Annotated in this window: 17 protein-coding genes; 4 read left to right on the forward strand and 13 right to left on the reverse strand. The window is 63.2% G+C overall.

All coding sequences use genetic code 11. From position 1 onward, the window contains the following. Nucleotides 1-43: 43 nt before the first annotated feature. The 13 genes from FXO12_RS01385 to FXO12_RS01445 all read right to left on the reverse strand — a co-directional run bounded on the left by FXO12_RS01385 (nt 44) and on the right by FXO12_RS01445 (nt 15,239). A complete protein-coding gene (locus FXO12_RS01385; RefSeq protein ID WP_057974976.1) occupies nt 44-907 on the reverse strand; it encodes a LysR family transcriptional regulator in 864 nt (287 codons plus the stop codon). Between the two features lie 551 nt (nt 908-1,458). After that, nucleotides 1,459-2,862: an amidase gene (locus FXO12_RS01390; protein ID WP_057974975.1), complete on the reverse strand. Its 1,404-nt coding sequence runs from the start codon at nt 2,860-2,862 to the stop codon at nt 1,459-1,461. Beyond that, nucleotides 2,859-4,127: a Zn-dependent hydrolase gene (locus FXO12_RS01395; protein ID WP_057974974.1), complete on the reverse strand. Its 1,269-nt coding sequence runs from the start codon at nt 4,125-4,127 to the stop codon at nt 2,859-2,861. The genes FXO12_RS01390 and FXO12_RS01395 overlap by 4 nt, the downstream gene beginning before the upstream one ends. 13 nt (nt 4,128-4,140) lie before the next feature. Next, nucleotides 4,141-4,836 (reverse strand): ABC transporter ATP-binding protein, encoded by a 696-nt coding sequence (locus tag FXO12_RS01400; protein ID WP_003192343.1) that lies wholly within the window; start codon nt 4,834-4,836, stop codon nt 4,141-4,143. Further along, nucleotides 4,836-5,585 (reverse strand): ABC transporter ATP-binding protein, encoded by a 750-nt coding sequence (locus FXO12_RS01405; protein WP_014719039.1) that lies wholly within the window; start codon nt 5,583-5,585, stop codon nt 4,836-4,838. Before FXO12_RS01405 ends, FXO12_RS01400 begins: the two co-directional genes overlap by 1 nt. Beyond that, the gene (locus tag FXO12_RS01410; RefSeq protein ID WP_057974973.1) at nt 5,582-6,592 is read right to left on the reverse strand and encodes a branched-chain amino acid ABC transporter permease; all 1,011 of its coding nucleotides are present in this window, start codon (nt 6,590-6,592) and stop codon (nt 5,582-5,584) included. The genes FXO12_RS01405 and FXO12_RS01410 overlap by 4 nt, the downstream gene beginning before the upstream one ends. A gap of 1 nt (nt 6,593) precedes the next feature. Beyond that, entirely contained in the window at nt 6,594-7,454 is an 861-nt protein-coding gene (locus FXO12_RS01415; RefSeq protein WP_003192337.1) for a branched-chain amino acid ABC transporter permease, read from the reverse strand. 57 nt (nt 7,455-7,511) lie between these two features. Continuing rightward, complete coding sequence (locus FXO12_RS01420) at nt 7,512-8,714, reverse strand: ABC transporter substrate-binding protein (protein WP_057974972.1); 1,203 nt, start codon at nt 8,712-8,714, stop codon at nt 7,512-7,514. 235 nt (nt 8,715-8,949) lie between these two features. Then, nucleotides 8,950-9,717, reverse strand: a complete 768-nt coding sequence (locus tag FXO12_RS01425; protein WP_034127984.1) for a FadR/GntR family transcriptional regulator — start codon at nt 9,715-9,717, stop codon at nt 8,950-8,952. Nucleotides 9,718-9,829: 112 nt separating this feature from the next. Beyond that, nucleotides 9,830-10,585 (reverse strand): hypothetical protein, encoded by a 756-nt coding sequence (locus FXO12_RS01430; protein ID WP_057975027.1) that lies wholly within the window; start codon nt 10,583-10,585, stop codon nt 9,830-9,832. 107 nt (nt 10,586-10,692) lie between these two features. Beyond that, nucleotides 10,693-12,105, reverse strand: coding sequence for an efflux transporter outer membrane subunit (locus FXO12_RS01435; RefSeq protein WP_057974971.1), 1,413 nt, complete (start codon nt 12,103-12,105; stop codon nt 10,693-10,695). Continuing rightward, nucleotides 12,098-14,068 carry a MacB family efflux pump subunit gene (locus FXO12_RS01440; RefSeq protein WP_057974970.1) on the reverse strand — a complete coding sequence of 657 codons (1,971 nt, stop codon included), beginning with the start codon at nt 14,066-14,068 and terminating at the stop codon, nt 12,098-12,100. The genes FXO12_RS01435 and FXO12_RS01440 overlap by 8 nt, the downstream gene beginning before the upstream one ends. 1 nt (nt 14,069) lies before the next feature. Next, complete coding sequence (locus FXO12_RS01445; RefSeq protein WP_057974969.1) at nt 14,070-15,239, reverse strand: efflux RND transporter periplasmic adaptor subunit; 1,170 nt, start codon at nt 15,237-15,239, stop codon at nt 14,070-14,072. A 326-nt stretch (nt 15,240-15,565) separates the two neighbouring features. On the opposite strand from FXO12_RS01445, the gene FXO12_RS01450 reads away from it, so the two are divergent. The 4 genes from FXO12_RS01450 (at nt 15,566) to FXO12_RS01465 (ending at nt 19,791) form a co-directional block, all read left to right on the forward strand. Further along, nucleotides 15,566-16,048, forward strand: a complete 483-nt coding sequence (locus tag FXO12_RS01450; RefSeq protein ID WP_057974968.1) for a sigma-70 family RNA polymerase sigma factor — start codon at nt 15,566-15,568, stop codon at nt 16,046-16,048. Between the two features lie 119 nt (nt 16,049-16,167). Beyond that, nucleotides 16,168-17,505 (forward strand): lysine N(6)-hydroxylase/L-ornithine N(5)-oxygenase family protein, encoded by a 1,338-nt coding sequence (locus FXO12_RS01455; RefSeq protein ID WP_057974967.1) that lies wholly within the window; start codon nt 16,168-16,170, stop codon nt 17,503-17,505. A 187-nt stretch (nt 17,506-17,692) separates the two neighbouring features. Then, nucleotides 17,693-18,913 (forward strand): putative DNA modification/repair radical SAM protein, encoded by a 1,221-nt coding sequence (locus tag FXO12_RS01460; protein WP_014719028.1) that lies wholly within the window; start codon nt 17,693-17,695, stop codon nt 18,911-18,913. Next, a complete protein-coding gene (locus tag FXO12_RS01465; protein WP_057974966.1) occupies nt 18,910-19,791 on the forward strand; it encodes a TIGR03915 family putative DNA repair protein in 882 nt (293 codons plus the stop codon). The genes FXO12_RS01460 and FXO12_RS01465 overlap by 4 nt, the downstream gene beginning before the upstream one ends. Nucleotides 19,792-19,818 lie beyond the last annotated feature (27 nt).

Genomic DNA, 19,818 nt, shown 5'->3' on the forward strand with positions numbered 1-19,818 from the left:
AGTAAACACCAGCAGGCTAGCATGTGCGCAAGCGTAGAGTGATTCAAATCAGCGGATCCCAGCGTTGCGACCAGTCGCCTTCGGCCTTCACCACTTCGCGTAGCAGTTCCAAGGCCTGCTGCAACACCGCTGAATCTCGCGCCCGTGAATACACCAGGTAGGTCGGAAAGCTGAATTCCGGCGCCTTGGCCACGCGCTGCATGACGCCGCTGTCCAGGTAGCTCTGCACCACCCGCGTGCGGAAGTAACCAGCCCCGCCATTCTCCAGGATGTACTGCAACGCCAGCGGCCCCAGGTTGAAACTCAGCGCGGCACGCGCACGGTCGGGCAGGGCGGCGTCGTGTTGCTGGCGAAAACCCTGGCCCCAGTCGATATACACGTAGGGCGAGGGTTTGCTCGCCAGTTGCACCAGAATCAGTTTTTCTTCCAGCACCTGCTCCACCTGCAAGCCGGGCCAGTATTGCGGCTGGAACACCAAGGCGGCGTCGAGCACACCCAGCTCCAGTTGGCGCAGCAGGTACTCGCCTTCACGCACTTCGGTGCGCAGCGCGTGGCCTGGTATGTGCTCGCGCAGCGCCTTGGCCCAGCCGAGCATCAACGGGTTGCACAGGCTGACTTCACCGCCGATATGCAGCACATTGCGATAGCCATCGGGCAATGGCAGGTCACGACGGGCGGCTTCCCAGGTCTGCAGCAACTGGTTGGCATATACCACGAAGGCCTCGCCGTCGGCGGTCAGCCGCGCACCGGCACGATTGCGCACGAACAGCGTGCAGCCGAGCTGGTTCTCGAGGTTTTTGACACGAGCGGTGATGGCGGTCTGGGTGACGTGCAGTTTCTCGGCCGCCGCGGCCAGGCTGCCGCAGCGGGTGATTTCGAGGAAGGTGCGTGCCAGTTCGATGTCCATGAAGCCCCCGGGGATGAATGGGGGACAGTGTAAAGGAATGCGGTCAAACCTGTGGGAGCGGGCTTGCTCGCGAAGGCGGCCTGGCAGTCAACACAGTTGGATGGTGTACATATCCATTGCTGCGGTAACGGCCACTTAGGGTTCCGCCCTGACGGCGGCTCACTTTGCAAAAGCGGCAAAGTAAGCAAAACGCTCTTGCCCCACCACTCGGCACCTCGCTTAGGCTCGGTGTGCCCGTAATCCGCCAGTGATTTGGGGGGCCGCCGCCACGCGCCATCCATGGCGCGGGGCGGCTAAACCGGCATCCCTGCCGGTTTACCCCCCAAATCCCTGTCGAATTCCGGCCAGCGTGGTTTAACGGGGCGCCTGAGATCAAGATCAAAAGCAGATCAAGAGCAAGATCAAGAGCGGCTCGCTTCGCATCGTGGTTACCGTTGGCTGCTACAACCTACAAAATTGTGTAGAAGCTGCGACGGCGGTGTGTCAGGGGCCAATGTGCTGACTGAACCTGTGCTATCGCAGGCAAGCCAGCTCCCACAGTTGTAGGTATTTCAGGTCGGGATTTTCGGTGTGTGCAAGTGCGCTGTGGGGAATGCCTGTGCATACACGTGACACACCCTAAGTACCTGCTCATCGGCAAACCGAGCGCCCACCACATGCAAGCCCACTGGCAAGCCATTTGCCGCCAACCCGCAGGGCACTGACGCCGCCGGTTGTTGGGTGAGGTTGAACGGGTAGGTGAACGGCGTCCATTCCATCCACTCAGTCATTCCCGAATCCGGCGGTACGTTGTGCCCGGCTTCGAACGCGGTGATCGGCATCATCGGTGACACCAGCACATCGTAATGCTCATGGAAAGCTGCCATCCGTGCAACCAGCGCCGCCCGGGCTTCCAGGGCTGCGTTGAAATCATCCAGGCTCAAGCGCTCGCCCCGTTGTGCAATGCGTAGCAACCCGGGGTCGAGCAGTTGCTTTTGCGCTTGGCTCATCGCGCCGGTCAGGCGAGCGGCACCGGCGGCCCACAAGGTGCTGAAGACATCCAACGGGTCGCTGAAGCCAGGGTCGATCTGCTCGACATGGGCGCCCAGTTGCACCAGGCCCTGCACAGCCTGATCCACCACCTGGGCAACTTGCGGGTCGACTTTCACATAGCCGAACGTGGGGCTATAGGCGACACGCAACCCTTTCAAGTCCGTCCCTGGAACGAGCCAGGGCGTGGTTCGCGGCGCGCCGATCAAGCCGTCCCGTGCATCCGGTCGCGCCACGGCTTGCAGCATCAGCACACTGTCTTGCACGGTGCGCGTCATCGGCCCCAGGTGCGACAGGATCGTCATGGAGCTGGCCGGCCATTGCGGCACATAGCCGAACGTCGGCTTGATCCCGAAGGTGCCGGTAAACGCACAGGGAATACGGATCGAGCCGCCGGCGTCGCTGCCCTGGTGCAGCACGCCGAGGTTCAATGCCGCCGCCGCAGCGGCGCCCCCGGACGAGCCACCGGCGGTGGTGCGCGTGTCCCACGGGTTGCGGGTGATGCCGTACAGCGGGTTGTCGGTCACGCCTTTCCAGCCGAATTCCGGGGTGGTGGTCTTGCCCAGCAGCACCGCGCCAGCCTTGCGCATGAAGGCCGAGAAGGGCGCGTCCACGTCCCACGGGCCCTCGGCACTGGAGGTGCGTGAGCCTTTGCGCGTGGGCATACCGACTGTCAGCGTGAGGTCCTTGATCGACGCCGGCACGCCATCCAGGGCGCCGCAAGGTTCGCCCTTGAACCAGCGTTGTTCCGACGCCCGCGCAGCGTCCAGGGCGCCTTGCGGGTCGACATGGCAGTAAGCATTCACCACCGGGTTGTAGCGCTCGATGCGCAGCAACGCGTCTTCGGTGACCTCCACGGGCGACAAGGTCTTGTCACGAAAGTGTTGCAGCAGTTGCACCGCCGTCAATTGGCCGATCTCACTCATGCTTGAACTCCCTGCGCCGCGTTGACCATGGCGCGCAGCAACACCGCGCAGCCTGCGGCCAGATCATCCGGCGCGGCGTTTTCGATTTCGTTATGGCTGATGCCGCCTTCGCACGGCACAAAGATCATCCCGGCCGGGCCCAGTTCAGCGACGAAGATCGCGTCATGCCCGGCGCCGCTGACAATGTCCATATGGCTCAAGCCCAATGCCTGGGCAGCCTCGCGCACGGCATTGACGCAGGCCGGGTGGAAGTCCAGCGGCGGGAAGTCGGCAGTCGGCGTCAGTTCAAACGTCAAGCCGTGGCGGGCGGCCGCGTCTTCGATCACTGCGCGCACTTCATCGACCATGGCTTGCAGCTTGTCGGCGTGCAGGTGACGCAGGTCGATGGTCATGTGCACCTGGCCGGGGATCACGTTGCGCGAGCCAGGGTGCAGGTTAAGGCAGCCGACGGTGCCGCAGGCGTGAGGCTGATGCTGATGGGCGATACGGTTGACCGCGCTGACCACCTCGGCAGCACCCACCAGGGCATCCTTGCGCAGGTGCATGGGTGTAGGGCCCGCATGCGCCTCGACGCCGGTGAGGGTCAGGTCGAACCACTTCTGGCCCAGGCAGCCCATCACAACCCCCAGGGTAATCGCCTGGTCCTCCAACACCGGGCCTTGCTCGATATGCGCCTCGAAATAAGCGCCCACCGGATGGCCCAGCACCACACGCGAACCGGCATAGCCGATGCGCTGCAATTCGCTGCCTACCGACAGGCCCTGGTCGTCGAGTTTGTCGAGAGTCTCCTGCAAGTCGAACTTCCCGGCAAATACCCCGGAGCCCATCATGCACGGCGGGAAGCGCGAGCCTTCTTCGTTGGTCCACACCACCACTTCGATGGGTGCCTGGGTTTCAATCTGCAAGTCATTGAGCGTGCGGATCACTTCCAGCCCGGCCATTACCCCGTAGCAACCGTCGAACTTGCCGCCGGTGGGCTGGGTGTCGATATGGCTGCCGGTCATGACCGGGGGCAGGGCGGGGTTGCGTCCAGGGCGCCGCGCGAAAATATTGCCGATGGCATCCACACTGACGCTGCACCCGGCGGCTTCGCACCACTGCACGAACAGGTCGCGGGCCTGGCGGTCCAGGTCGGTGAGGGCCAGGCGACACACGCCGCCCTTGGCCGTGGCGCCGAGCCGGGCCAGGTCCATCAGTGACTGCCACAAGCGGTCGCGGTTGATCAGCGGGGCATTGCTCTGGAGCGGTTGCGCAAGACTGTTCATCAGGAATCTCCACTCAGGCACTCAAGGCCAGGTAACGGTTTTTGATCGTCGGGTCGGCGCGGAAGTCAGCGGCGCTGCCCTCGTACACCACGCGGCCCTGTTCGAGCACATAATGGCGGTCGGCGAGCTTGTCGCAGACCATCAGGTTCTGTTCCACCAGCAACACCGGCAGGCCCTCGTCCTTGACCTTGCGCAGGATCTTCACCAACTCGTCAACGATCACCGGGGCCAGGCCTTCAGTGGGTTCGTCGAGGATCAGCAGCTTGGGGTCGTTCAGCAGGGCGCGGGCGATGGCGAGCATCTGCTGTTCGCCGCCGGACAACGCATGGCCGGCGTTTTTGCGCCGCTCCTTGAGGCGCGGGAACATGGCGTACACGTCTTCCAGTTGCCAGCGGCTGTGCTTGCGGGCGGCGATGCGCAGGTTTTCCTCCACCGTCAGCAGGCGGAAAATCCCGCGGTTTTCCGGCACCAGCGCCAAGCCCTGGCGCGCAATTTCAAAGATCTTTTGCCCCACCAACGCCTGGCCGTTGAAGTGGATCTGACCCTGGCGCGGGCAGATGATGCCGAGGATGCTGCGCAGGGTGGTGGTCTTGCCGGCACCGTTACGGCCGAGCAGGGTCACCAGTTCGCCGGGGTTGACGCTCAGCGACACGCCTTCAAGCACATGGCTTTTGTCGTAGTAGGAATGGATATTCTCGACGATCAGCATCAGGCAGCCTCCCCAAGATAGGCAGTACGCACACGTTCATCGGCGCGCACGAACTCCGGCGTGCCTTCCACCAGGATCTGCCCATGGCTCATCACCGTGATGCGCTGGCTGATGGACATGACGATGCTCATGTTGTGTTCGATCAACAGCACCGTATGGTCGCGCCCAAGGTCGCTGATCAGTTGGGTCATGATCGGAATATCGTCGATGCCCATGCCCGAGGTGGGCTCGTCGAGCATCAACAGTTTGGGTTTGGAGCAGATCGACATGCCCACCTCCAGCACCCGTTGCTGGCCGTGGGACAACTCACCGGCCAGGGTGTCGGCGCGTGCCGTGAGTTGCAGGCGTTCCAGCACCTGGTCGGCCATCTCCAGGTGTTCGCGCTGGCTGTCCACCCGACGCCAGAAGTTCAAGGCACGCGAGCCATCGCGGCCTTGGGCGGCCAGGCGCAGGTTTTCGCGCACGCTGAGGTTCTGGAACAGGCTGGTGAGTTGGAACGAGCGCGCCATGCCCAGGCCGACGCGGCCGTGGGCGGGCTTGCGCATCAGGTTCTTGCCGTCGAAATGGATCGCCCCGGCGGTGGCCTGGCGTTCACCCGTCAGGCAGTGGAACAGGCTGGTCTTGCCCGCGCCGTTGGGGCCGATGATGGTGTGGATGGTGCCGGCTTCGACCTTGAGGTTGACGCCATTGACCGCATGGAACGCGCCGTAGGCCAGCTCCAGGTTCTGGGTTTCCAGCAAGATACTCATAGCCCGTCCTCCTTGGCGACGACCGCGGGTTTGCGCGCGCCGCGCACCTTCTCGAATAGCGACGCGAGGCCGCCCCACAAACCGCCGCGCATGAAGATCACCACCAGGATCAGGATTACCCCCAGCAGCATCAGCCAGCGCGGCCACAGGTCGGAGAGAAAGTCGCCCAGCAGCACGATGGAGCCGGCGCCCAGCAGCGAGCCGAACAGCGAGCCGGTGCCGCCGACGATGGTCATGATCAGGATGTTCTCGGACATTGCCAGGTCGATATTCGACAGCGGCACAAAGTGCAGCAGCATGGCGTACAGCGCCCCGGCAATCCCGGTGACCGCACCGGACAGCACGAACACCAGGATCTTGAAGTGGCGCGTGTCGTAGCCGATGGCCGAGGCGCGGGTTTCGTTCTCGCGGATCGCCATCAGCGTACTGCCAAACGGCGAAGCGATGACCCGGCGTGCGCCGATGAAGATCAGCAGGAACAGCACCGCGACAAAACCATAGAAGGCACGGGCATCGGCCAGGGACAGCAGCACGGTGTCGCCCACACGAATTTCCGGGCGCGGCACGCTGAGCAGGCCGTTGTCGCCGCCGGTCCAGTCGCTCAGGGTGTAGGCGACGAAGTACGCCATCTGGCTGAACGCCAACGTGAGCATCACGAAGTAAATGCCCGTGCGCCGAATCGCCAGGGCGCCCACCAGCAGCGCCAGGAAACCACCGGCAATCGCCGCGCCGAGCAACGCGGTGAACAGGCCCAGTTGCAGGTGGATCATCAACAGCGCCGCACAATAAGCACCGGCACCAAAGAAGATGCCTTGGCCGAAGGACAGCAGCCCGGTGTAGCCCAGCAGCAGGTTGCAGGCCAGGGCGGCCATGGCAAAGATCAGAATCTCGGTGGCCAGGGTCGCCGAGGGCAACACCAACGGCAGGCCGATCAGCACGGCCAACACCCACAGCAACATGGCTCTGGATTGGGTCTTGGCAAACGGCAGGGGGTTTTTCTCGCTCATGTCAGGCTCTCCCGAACAGGCCGTAAGGGCGTACCAGAATCACCACGGCCATGGCGCCGTAGATCATCAGGCTCGCACCCTGGGGCCAGAGTGTGGTCATCAGGCTTTGCACCACGCCCACCAGCAAACCGCCGACCAGCGCACCGCTGAACGAGCCCATGCCGCCGATCACCACCACCACGAAGGCGATGCCGAGAATCTCCGGGCCGACGAAGGGCTGGGCGCCGCGCAAGGGCGCGAACAACACCCCGGCGACACCGGCCAGGGCGACGCCGAGGGCGAAGGTCATGGAGAACAGGCGGAAAATATTGGTGCCCAGTAGTGACACGGTTTCGGTGCTTTCACTGCCAGCGCGCACCAGAGCACCGAAGCGCGTACGCTCCAGCAGCAGCCACAGGCCCAGGCCCACCAGCCCGGAAAACACGATAAGGAACAGGCGGTAGTAGGGGTAGACGAAATCACCTACCACCAGCACGCCGCGCAACAGTTCCGGCACGGCGACGCTTTTGCCCACCGGCCCCCAGATCATCACGCTGGCTTCCTGGATGATCAGGGCGATCCCCAGGGTCACCAGAATCTGGAACATGTGTGGCAAGTGGTAGATGCGCTGGATGAGCAAGCGCTCGATCACCCAGGCCAGCGCGGCCACCACCAGCGGCGCGATCAGCAGCGCCAGCCAGAAGTTGCCGGTGAGGCTCACCGCGGTGTAGCAGATGTAGGCGCCGAGCAGGAAGAACGCGCCGTGGGCGAAGTTGACGAAGTTGAGCAGGCCGAAAATGATCGTCAGCCCTACCGCGATCAGGAAGTAGATCATCCCCAGCCCAAGGCCGTTGAGAATCTGGAACAGGTACAAATTAAGCATGCAGGCACCCTCCGCAGACGGCCGCTTGCACGGCCCTGCGCGACAAAAGTTAAGCGGTCAGCCGAGCGCGCAGCCCGTCGCCTCGACTGCGGGGAACGATTGGCCAGCGCTGAGCACTTTGGCCAGGTCGTCCTTGTCGGCCATGTCGCCGCTGGCCTTGCCGATCAGTAGGTAGTAATCCTTGATCACCTGGTGGTCGCCGGCGCGGATTGACTCCTTGCCGGTCGGGCCTTCGTAGCTCAAGCCTTGCAGGGCCTTGGCCACGGTCGGGCCGTCGAAGCTGCCGGTGGCAATGATGGTGTCGAGCATGACTTTGGTGCTGATGTAGTCGGCGGCCAGCGGGTAGGTGGGGTTGATGCCGTACTGGGCCTGGGTCAGCTTGACCAGTTCACGGTTGAGCGGGGTGTCGACCTGGTGCCAGTACTGTGCGCCGAGGTACACGCCCTCGAGCACATCGCTGCCCAGTTCCTGGAACTGATCCAGGCCGGCAGACCACACCAGCAGCACCTTCATGCGCTCCTTGATGCCGAAGTTCACGGCCTGGCGCAGGGTGTTGGACGATTGGCTGCCAAAGTTGAGCAGCACCAGCACATCGGGCTTGGTGGAAATGGCGTTGGTCAGGTAGCCGGAGAATTCCTGTTCCTGCAACGAGTGGTAGCTGTTGCCCACGTGTTCCAGGCCATGCTCCTTGAGCACGTTTCTGGCGCCTTCGAGCAAGGCTTCGCCGAACACGTATTGCGGGGTGATGGTGTACCAGCGCTTGGCGTCCGGCAGCAGCTTGATCAGCGGCACCATGGTTTCGCGTATCGCGCCGTAGGTGGGCACCGACCAGCGGAAGGTCGCCTTGTTGCAGTCCTTGCCTGTCACTTCATCGGCGCCCACCGGGGTCATGAACACGCCGCCGACCTTGTCCACTTCCTTGGCCACTGCCAGCGCGGAAGACGACAGCGTGCATCCCTGGAAGAACCGTGCGCCGTCCTGCGCGATGGCCTCCTGCACCTTGCGCACTGCCTTGCCGGCGTTGCCTTCGGTGTCGATGACCTTGTAGTTCAGTGGGCGGCCGAGCAATTCGGGGTGTTGCTGCACCGCCAGGCGCGAACCCATGTCGGCAAATTTGCCATAGCTGGCAAAGGCGCCAGACATGGACTTGAGGCCGTAAAAGGTAAAGGGCTCGGCGGCGAATGCCGAACGCACGCTCAGCGGAAGGCTGAGGGCGGCGGCCGCGGTGAGGCTGGCTTTCAATAACGTACGACGCTGCATGGGGTGACTCCCTGGTTTAGTTATTGGCAGGAGCGGCAAGGGCGATACGGTGGAGCAAGGGCCTGTGGGCAGGCTTGTTATTGGATAACTCGATTTCGCGGGTGAACGGGTCAACTGTGGGAGCTGGCTTGCCTGCGATGGCATCGACTCGGTCCCCTGTAACACCGAGGCGCCCGCATCGCAGGCAAGCCAGCTCCCACATTGATCGGGTTCCCACATTGGATTGTTGGCGTGTTTAAGGGTGGTCGAACTCCAGTAGGAAATGCGGGCTCACCTGGCCTTCCAGCGCGGTCATATGGTGTTCGGCATCGCACATGTGTTCATGCATCAAGCTGCGCACCGCGCTTTCGTCCCCGGCGCGAAAGGCGATCAGCAGTTGCTTGTGATAGTCGAGGTTGGCCGCGTCGAACTGCTTGCGTTTGGGCTTGTAGGCTTTTTTCAGCACCACCAGGTCGCGCAGCAAGTCATTGAGAAACTGCGCCATGAAGCTCAGCAGCGGGTTGGGGCAGGCCCGGGCCAGCAGGTTGTGGAACTCCAGTTCCGCCAGGCGCTGTTCGCGCTGGCCGGCTTCGCTGTCTTCGGGGGCGCTGCAAAAATCCACATTGGCTTGCAGGGCGGTGTAATCGTTTTCGCTCAAACGCCCGAGCACCGACACCGCCAATTCCACTTCGATGACCTTGCGCAGTTGGTAGACCTGCTCGCCGTCAAGGTGCTGGAAGTGCAAGTAATTGCGCAAGGCGCGGCTGGCCGGCTCGGTGCCGGCCTGGTTCAAGTAAGCCCCGCCGCTGGGGCCGGTGCGCGTGCTCACCAGGCCCTCCACTTCCAACGCCTTGAGCGCTTCGCGTGCCGAACCCTTGGAACACTGGAAGCTTTCCATCAGCTCGCGTTCGGTGGGCAGGCGGTCGCCGGGCTTCAAGGCGTCGGTGACGATCGAGCGCTTGACCGACTCGACAATCACATCGGACAGCTTCTGGCGTTTGCGGCGTAGCGGGCGAGTCAACATGGCGGTGATTTATCGTATTAATGCGGATAAATAGCACTTAATAACGATTGGGGAAGTGCGTCAACGCAGGCTGTCGTTTTTGGTGGCAAGAGGTCGTAAATGCGTGGGCTACTTACTCCCAGGCGCTGAGGTCGAGACAGCGCGTGGACGCCGGCGGTTGTCTACCATAAGCGAGAAAATCCCCCAGCCAGCGGTTGACGCAGCCGTCGGCGCCTGCGCGCGCCGACTCCTTGAGCAAGAGTTGCTCGACACCGGTGGCGACTGCTTCGCCAGGCTCGGCATTGATCAGCACCATGCGCCCGACACGCTCGGGAAACAGCGTGCCGTAGCGGCTGCCGAGGCGGGTGGCAGCGGCGTTGCCCAGGTAGTTGAGGCGCGCCTCGTCAAGTTGCCCGCGCACGAACTCCATGTCCCGCGCGGCCTGTTCCACGGCATTGCCCTCGCGCAGGTCGCGGGCGCTCAGCTCGATGACGTCATAACGGTCGACCAGGGTGCGATAGGCCTGGGTGGCAAGCGACTCCCAGCGGCTGGCGAGGTGAAGAACGAAAGGCGCGTCCTTGGCCTGGAGGGGTTCGCCGGCCTGGATGAACACGACACCTTCACGGTTGAGCGGTTGCCGTGCGCCTACCCGTGTCACGCTCAAGCTTAGGCGGCCGCGCTGGGGGGCGGCATGGTCGCGGGGGACGTTGACCAGGCCGCATTGGGTGCGGCCAACCACTTGCGGGTTCAAGTGCGCCGTCGTGGTGAGGGGGCAGTCCAGCAGCCAGTCGATTGCGGTGGGGGCGATCAAGGGCTTGGCCAGCGCCAGGTTCGGTATCAACCAGCAGCCAATGCAGGCCAGGCCTTTTACAACAACGCTGGGTTTCATCATGAGGTCCCGGGCTTCCGTGTGATAACGGCTTTTTTACCAAGGACCTTGAGGTGGAGAATGTAGGGTGAAGAAACAACTCGTGTATGAAATATGAGTTTCGTTTATCAGATGTTGGTTTTCCAGCCACCGCCTAATGCCTTGTACAGGGCGATGCTGGCTTGTAGGCGCGACAGGCGCAGTAGCACGTTCTGGTCCTGGGCGCCGTACAAAGTGCGCTGGGTTTCCAGCACCGTGAGCAGGTCTTCGGCACCGGCTTCGTAGCGGCTCTGGGCAATCTGAAACGCGGTCTGCGCCTGTTGCAGCTCCTCGCTTTGCCACTGGCGTTGCTGGTCAAGGCGGGTGATGCTGCTGAGGGCTTTTTCCACATCGGCAAAGCCATTAATGATCGCCCCGCGGTAGGTTTGCAGCAGTTCATCCTGGCGTGCCCGAGCCTTGTCGCGCTCGGCGCTCAGCCGGCCATTGTTGAAGATTGGCGCCATCAGGCCCGAGGTCAGGGTGTAGAAGGGGCTGCGCAAGACCTCTTGGGCCTTGTATGCGCCAGAGCCGAGGGTCGCGCCCAATGTCACTGAGGGCAGCATCGCTGCACGGGCCACCGTGACGTCGGCACGGGCCGCTGCCAACTGGGCTTCGGCCTGGGCGAGGTCGGGGCGCCGGCGCAATAACTGGCTCGGTACACCGGGCCCGATACTCGGCCAGGTCAATGCCTGGAAGGGTTCAGCGCCCAGGTCCAGGGCCTGTACGGGTTGACCAAGCAAGGCGGCCAAAGTGATTTGCGACTCTTCGACCGATTGCTGGATCAGCGGCAATTGCCGTTGCTGGCTGGCCACCAGGCTCTTCTGTTGTGCCAGTTCCAGGGCTGTGGCGGAACCGGCGTCGTGGCGGGTCTGTACCAGGTTCAGCACATTGCGCGCATTCGCCAGGTTGAGCTCGGCAATCTGCAGGCGCTGGCGTGCGGCCAGGGTTTGCGCGTAGCGGTCGGCGACATTGCTGAGCAGGGTCAGCTCCACGTTGGCCTGATCGAACTCACTGGCGTGCAGGCTCTGCACGGCGCTGTCGCGCGCAGCGGCGCGGCCCCCCCAGAAGTCGATTTCATAGCTGGCGGTGAGGCTGGCGTCATAGCTGTTGACGGTCCGATTGCTTTCGGTGGCGTCCAGGTCCGAGTTGCCGCTGCCGCGCAACAGCCTTTGCCGGCTGGCGGTGAGGTTGAACTTCAGTTCCGGCAGCAGCGGTGCGCCGGCAATCACCGCCGTGGCCTGGGCCTGACGGACCCGCGCCATGGCGGCTGCTACGTCGAAACTGTCACGACGGGCCTGGTCGATCAGGCGGTTCAACGCCGGGCTGCCAAACTGCGTCCACCAGCGCTGGTTGATGGCTTGGGTCGCTTCGCGTTCTGCATAGTGCCAGGTGGCGGGCGTGGCGAGGCCGCTGTCGATGGCCGGCGGGTTAGCGCCACAGGCCGTGAGCAACAGGCACACACTGAACGCTGACAGTTGTGGAGTGAGAGATCGTTTATTCACTGGTCAACGCCTTAACCGGATCGAGCCGGGCAGCTTTACGGGCCGGCATGAAGCCGAATACGACGCCGGTAACCAGCGCACAGCCAAACGCGCCGAGCACCGCCACCAGGGAAAACTGCACCGCCACTTCAGCCAGCACCAGCACGCCGCCCACCAGCAATGCCAGGGCAATACCGAACAGGCCGCCGACCACCGAGAGCATCACCGCCTCGGTGAGGAACTGGCGCAGGATGTCGCGCTGGCGCGCCCCGGTGGCCATACGGATGCCGATTTCACGGGTGCGTTCGCGCACGGTCATCAACATGATATTCATCACGCCGATGCCGCCCACCAGCAGCGAGATCGCCGCAATCGAGCCGAGCATCAGCGACAGGGTGTTCTGGGTGCGGGCTTCGGCCTGAATCATCGCGGCATTGTTGGTCAGCTCGTAGTCGCGCTTGCCGTTGTGCAGCTTCAGCATCAACTGGTCGATGGCGCGTTCGGCTTCATGCACCTTGCGTGCATCGGTGGTGGCAATCGCCACGTATTCGGGGTTGTAGCTGCCGAACAGGCGGACACTGGCGGCGCTGTAGGGAATGGCGACACGGTCGTCACTGTCCTTGTTGCCGGAGCTTGAGCCTTTTTCCGCGAGCACGCCGACCACCTGGAAGGGTACGTTCTCGATCAGGATGTACTGGCCGATAGGGTTGGCCACGTCCTTGAACAATTTTTGGCGGATGCGCGCGCCGATCACGGCGACCGTGGCGGCGGCGCGTTCGTCGGCCTCGGTGAAGTAGCTGCCCTCGACCACCGGCCAGTTGAAGATCTCCGGGAAGTTGGTGTCGTTGCCCCCCACGTAAGCCATGTAGTCGACGTTGCCGAAGCGCACTCCCGCGTCGGTGCCGTTGACCGGCATGATGCGCTTGACCTGAGGCAGCGTCGCCAGGGCCGCGACATCGTTGAGGGACACGATACCCAGCGGCGTACGCGGGTTGGGCGAAGACCCGCTGAGGTAGATGATATTGGAGCCGAACGCGCCCATCTGCGCCATGACCTGGCGCTTGCTACCTTCGCCCACTGCCAGCATCACCACCACCGACGCGACGCCGATGATGATGCCCAACAGTGTCAGCGCCGTGCGAAAACGGTTGATCCACATCACCCGCCAGGCGGCCTGCACGGCATCCAGCAATTCGGCTTTCCAGGCACCATTGTGCTCGGCGCCGTCGACCAGGCGTTGGCGCAGGTCCACGGCGTGCAAGGCGCCGGCCGCCACGCTGGGTGTGGCCGCGCGGGTGTCAGCCGAATCGCTGATGATCTGGCCGTCGCGAATCTCGATGATGCGGTTGGCTCGCGCCGCCACTTCACGGTCGTGGGTAATCAGAATGACCACATGGCCCTGGCTCGCCAGTTCGTCGAGCAAGGCCATGACCTCGGCGCCGCTATGGCTGTCGAGGGCGCCGGTGGGTTCGTCGGCGAGGATGATATGGCCGCCGTTCATCAGGGCGCGGGCGATGGACACCCGTTGCTGTTGCCCACCCGACAGCTGGTGCGGCCGATTGCCGGTGCGCTCGGCCAGGCCCAGGCGGGTGAGCAGGGCGCTGGCGCGGGCATGGCGTTCGGCGGCGCTGATGCCGGCATAGATCGCCGGCATCTCGACGTTTTCCTGGGCGGAGCCTGAGGGAATCAAGTGGTAGCCCTGAAACACAAAACCGAAGGCTTCGCGGCGTAGCCAGGCCAGTTCGTCGCTGCCCAGGTGGGCGACGTTTTCCCCGGCGAACAGGTAGTCGCCCTCGGTGGGGCGGTCGAGGCAGCCGAGGATGTTCATCAGCGTCGATTTACCCGAGCCCGAGGCGCCGACAATGGCGACGAACTCGCCGGCATGGATCGACAGGTCGATGCCGCGCAACACATCGACCTGCGGGCTGTCGCCGCCGCCGTAGGATTTGCGGATGCCTTTGAGTTCAATCAGGGGCGTGGTCATTTCAGCCCCCATGGCTATCAACCGGGCCGATCAACAGGTGGTCGCCCTCGCTCAACCCCTCGAGCACTTCCACCCGCAGGCGGTCGCTGATGCCCAGGCGCACTTCACGGTCTTCGATGGCTCCGTTTTTGGCGACCACCCGGGCGATTTGCGCTGCGGAGCCGGGCACGCTTTGCAAGGCGGCGACGGGTACGGAGAGGGCGTCCTTGACTTGGCTGGCGACGAAAAAGACCTGGGTGGTCATCTCGGCCATCAGCGCGTTGTCGGCGTTGTCCACGTCCAGCAGCACCGTGTACAGCACCACTCGGCCAGTGCCGCTCTTGCTGGTGCTGCTCGGGCTGCCGCTGCCCTGGGTTTCGTTCAAGGGCTTGGGCGGGATCGGCAGGATTTGGCGCACGGTGCTGGTCCAGCGCCGGCTGCCACCGCTCAGGGTGGTGAAATACGCGCTCATGCCGGGTTTGACATGGCCGATGTCGGCTTCGGAGACTTCCGCCCACACCGTCATGGGCGACAGCTTGGCGATGCGCAGGATCAGCGGGGTTTGCTGTTGCGCGTTGAGGGTCTGGCCGACGCGTGCATCCACGGCCACCACGGTACCGGTCATTGGCGCGTAGATGCGCGTGTAGCCCAACTCGGCTTCATCGCTGCGCAGGCTGGCCTGGGCCTGGCGGATCTGTGCCTGGAACATCTGGACCCGCGCCTGGGTCGCGCTGAGTTCCGCCTTGGCGGTCTGCACGTCTTCCTCGCGGGTGGCGTTGCCGGCACTCAGGCGCTGCTGACGCTGGTACTTCTGATGGGCCAGTTGGTGCTGGGCTTTCTGCTCCTGCAACTGGGCCTGCAGGTTTTCGATGGCATAGCGGCTGGCGTCGAGCTTGGCTTTTTGCGTGGCGGGGTCGATCTCCACCAGCAATTGGCCCTCTTGGACCTGGTCACCGGCCTCGACGTGGATCTTGCGGATCTGCCCGGAGGCTTGGGCGCCGACGTCTACGTAACGTCGCGGTTGCAGGGTGCCCAGGGCGGTGACGCTGTTTTCGATGTCGGCGCGGGTCACGGTGACGGTGGCCAGGGCATCGCGGCCCGGCGTCAGGCCCTGCCAGGTGGCAAACGCAACGATGGGAATCAGGCACGCCACCACAAGCAGGGCGCGTCGGGCAGGTCGAGGGCGTTTCATGGGTAGCTTCCAGCCAGGAAAGTTCGGGGCGCAGTCGCGCAGAGCTGACAGGTAAACGAGGAAAATGCTCCGGAATTTAGGCTGTTACATAAGTAGTTACAGCGCGAATTGCGAAAAAAACCGACCGCTGATGAGAGAGTTCTTTAAAAGTAGATGAGAATTACTATAAATTGCACACACTCAAACTGCCATCATCGGTGATGGCAAAACCGCCAATGATTGCGGGCGCATCCAGGTAAGGGGATGCGCTCTTGGGTTTTTCGCGAGCAAGCTCGCTCCTACAGGGGCCGGGTGTCGTTTGTACCAAGGCCGTGGGGTCAGGAGTCATGTTGGAAAACTACTATCGCGAGCTGGTGTGTTTCCTCAACGCCAAGCTGGGCAACCGTCAGGTGGCCGAAGATGTGGTGCATGACGCTTATGTGCGGGTGCTCGAGCGCGCAAGCGACACCCCGATCGAACAGCCCCGCGCCTTCCTGTACCGCACCGCCTTGAACCTGGTGATCGACGGCCATCGGCGCAACGCCGTGCGCCAAACCGAGCCCCTGGAGGTGCTGGACAGCGAAGAGCGCTTCGCCGCCTGTTCCCCCCACGCCAGCCACGATCAGGGCCAGCGCCTGGAGATGCTCGAGCGCGCCTTGGCCGAGCTGCCGGTGGCCTGTCGCGATAGTTTCCTATTGCGCAAGCTCGAAGGCCTGTCCCATGTGCAAATCGCTGAACGCCTGAACATTTCCCGCAGTCTGGTGGAAAAACACATCGTCAATGCGATGAAGCACTGCCGGGTGCGCATGCGCGAGTGGGAAGCGCACTGATCGGCTGTTAGTTAAATTTTATTTCACTGTCCTCGTTTCCTATCAACACACGGCCTGTTGTTCAGGCCATGAAGGTATTCCCGCCCCACCGCCATGGGGCTTATCCAGAGGACACTGGAATGACACAGGCAATTGCTTCGCCCGCGGTTCATGACCTGATCGGGATCGGTTTCGGCCCTTCGAACCTGGCGCTGGCCATCGCCCTGCAGGAGCGTGAAAAGGCCCAGGGCAAGCTGGACGTGCTGTTTCTCGACAAACAAGCCGACTACCGCTGGCACGGCAATACCCTGGTGACCCAGAGTGAACTGCAGATTTCCTTCCTCAAGGACCTGGTGACCCTGCGCAACCCCACCAGCCCGTACTCCTTCGTCAACTACCTCAAGACCCACGACCGCCTGGTGGACTTCATCAACCTGGGCACCTTTTACCCTTGCCGCATGGAGTACAACGACTACCTGCGCTGGGTGGCGGGGCAGTTCCAGGCCCAGGCCAACTACGGTGAAGAAGTGCTGGCCATCGAGCCGATCCTGCATCAGCAACAGGTCGAGGCGTTGCGCGTGATCTCCCGTGATGCCCAGGGCGAGCAGCATGTGCGCACCACCCGTTCGGTGGTGGTCAGCGCCGGCGGCACACCGCGCATCCCCGAGGCATTCAAGGCGCTCAAGGGCGATAGCCGGGTGTTTCACCATTCCCAGTACCTGGAGCGCATGGCCAGCCAGCCGTGCGTAGACGGCAAGCCGATGCGCATCGCCGTGATCGGCGGCGGCCAGAGCGCGGCCGAAGCCTTTATCGACCTCAATGACAGCTTCCCGTCGGTGCAGGTCGATATGATCCTGCGCGGTTCGGCGCTCAAACCGGCCGACGACAGCCCGTTCGTCAACGAAGTGTTCTCGCCGGCCTTTACTGACCTGGTGTTCCAGCAAGTCGGTGCCGAGCGTGAGCGTTTGGTCGCCGAATACCAGAACACCAACTACTCGGTAGTGGACCTGGACCTGATCGAGCGAATCTACGGGATTTTCTACCGCCAGAAAGTCTCCGGCATCGCCCGCCAGGCGTTCCGCACCCTGACCGTAGTCGAGAAGGCCACCCCAGGCCCGCTGGGTATCGAACTGGCCCTGCGCAATAGCGCCACCGGCGAAACCAGCCTCAACCATTACGACGCGGTAATCCTGGCCACCGGCTACGAGCGCCAGATGCACCGTGAACTGCTGGCGCCGCTGCAAGCCTACATGGGCGACTTTGAAGTGGCCCGCGACTACCGCATCGTCACCGACGAGCGCTGCAAGGCTGGCATCTACATCCAGGGCTTCAGCCAGGCCAGCCATGGCTTGAGCGATACCTTGCTGTCGGTGCTGCCGATTCGGGCGGATGAGATTGCGGCGTCGTTGTATGCGCTGGACCATCACCGTGGCAAGGCGCGTTCGGTGCAGGACTTGCTGCTGGCAACCGCCAGCTGACCGATCCCCTTATTGTGGCGAGGGAGCTTGCTCCCGTTCGGGGGCGCAGCGCCCGCAAGCTTTTGGGGCCGCTTCGCAGCCCAGCGGGAGCAAGCTCCCTCGCCACAAGAGCTCGCTCCTACAGACGGCACTTGTGACAAAGTGTGGCTATTGGTACTGTACAAAAAACCAGTATCGGTAGCCCTCCATGCAGTTGATCGAAAAACTCAGCATCCTCGCCGACGCCGCCAAGTACGACGCGTCCTGCGCCAGCAGTGGCGCGCCCAAGCGCAGTTCCGAGGGCAAGGCGGGGCTGGGTTCCACCAATGGCATGGGCATCTGCCACAGCTACACGCCCGATGGCCGTTGCGTGTCGTTGCTCAAGGTGTTGCTCACCAACTTCTGCCTCTACGACTGCCAATACTGCGTCAACCGCCGCTCCAGCGACGTGCCCCGTGCGCGCTTCAGCCCGGAGGAGGTGGTCACCCTGACCCTGGATTTCTACAAGCGCAATTGCGTCAGTGGGCTGTTCCTCAGTTCCGGCATCATCCGTTCGTCGGACTACACCATGGAGCAACTGGTGCGGGTCGCCAAACTGCTGCGCGAAGAGCATGACTTTCGCGGTTATATCCACCTCAAGACCATCCCCGATGCCGACCCGGCCCTGATCGCCGAGGCTGGCCGTTATGCCGATCGCCTCAGCGTAAATATCGAACTGCCCACCGACGCCAGCCTGCAGACCCTGGCGCCCGAGAAGCAGATCGGCTCGATCAAGCAGGCCATGCAGACCATCTACACCGGCGAACAGACGGTGCTCAACGAACCCCGCGCGCCACGTTTCGCTCCGGCCGGGCAGAGCACGCAGATGATCGTCGGTGCCGACGACACCGACGACAGCACCATCCTGCACGGTGCCGAGGCGTTGTACGGTAATTTCAAGCTGCGCCGCGTGTATTACTCGGCGTTCAGCCCCATCCCCAACAGCCCGAAAAGCGTACCCCTGGCCGCGCCGCCCTTGATGCGCGAGCACCGCTTGTACCAGGCTGATTTCCTGCTGCGCAGCTACGGTTTCAGCGCCAATGAGCTGTTCGCCGGCCCCGGTGACCTGGCACTGGATATCGACCCCAAGCTGGCCTGGGCCCTGGAGCATCGCGAGGTGTTCCCCCTGGACCTGAACCGCGCCGAGCCGACCCTGATCGCACGTATCCCCGGCATCGGCCTGCGCACCACCCAGCGCCTGGTCGACCTGCGCCGTGAACGCAAGATCCGCTTCGAAGACCTGGCGCGCATGCGCTGCGTGCTGGCCAAGGCCAAGCCGTTTTTCATCACCAGCGACTACCACCCGCAGCAGGCCGACAGCACCAGTGTGTTGTTGCGCGAACAATTGCGTGACCGTCCGCAGCCGCAACAGATGGGGCTGTGGGGATGATCAGCCTGGAGTGCGACAACCTGTTCAGCACCTGGCGCGAACAGGCCCGCTGGTTGCTCAGCCATCAGGTCGACCCCAGCCAGGTCAGTTGGGGCGAGGTGCAGGCGGCGGACCTGTTCGCTACCGATGAACTGATCCCACCAGGGATGGGGCCGTTTCAGGCGCGCATACCCAAGGCGTTGTTGCAATTGTTGGAGTCCGCTGCCTGTTATCACGGTGATCAGCGCTGGAGCCTGTTGTATGAAGTGCTGTGGCGGGTCAGCCATGGTGATCGCACGGCCATGCTCGCGGGTGACAAGCTGGGCAGCGAATTGCAGCGGCGCATCAAGCAAGTCAGCCGGGAAGCCCACCACTTGCATGCGTTTGTGCGCTTCATCGCGCTGCCGGACGGGGCCGGGCCGGAACTGCCGGAGTACGTGGCCTGGCATGAGCCGGCCCATGACATTCTCAAGAGCGCCAGCGAGCATTTTATCGGGCGCATGGGCCGCCATCGCTGGATGATCGCCACGCCCCTGGACGGGGTGTATTACAACGGCGAGCAATTGATTCATCAGCGCCAGTGCCCCGAGGCCTGGCAGCAACTGGCGCAGAATGTTGAAGATCCCCACAGTGCGATGTGGTTGACCTACTACAGCCACATCTTCAACCCGGCGCGGCTGAATCCCAAGGTGATGGAAGGGCACTTGCCCAGCCGCTTCTGGAAGAATTTGCCGGAGGGCAAGTTGATCCCGGGGCTGATCAGCGAGGCGCGTACGGGCAAGCAGAAGGATGGGCAGGCGAAGCTGGTGGGTGCCAAACCAGGCAAAAGAATTGCAAACCCGGTCAATGTGGGAGCTGGCTTGCCTGCGATAGCGGTCGACCCGTCAGATGTGGGGTGACTGATTGATCGTTCCCACGCTCTGCGT

This window comes from Pseudomonas sp. J380 (genome assembly GCF_009827115.1).
Lineage (GTDB): Bacteria > Pseudomonadota > Gammaproteobacteria > Pseudomonadales > Pseudomonadaceae > Aquipseudomonas > Aquipseudomonas paracarnis.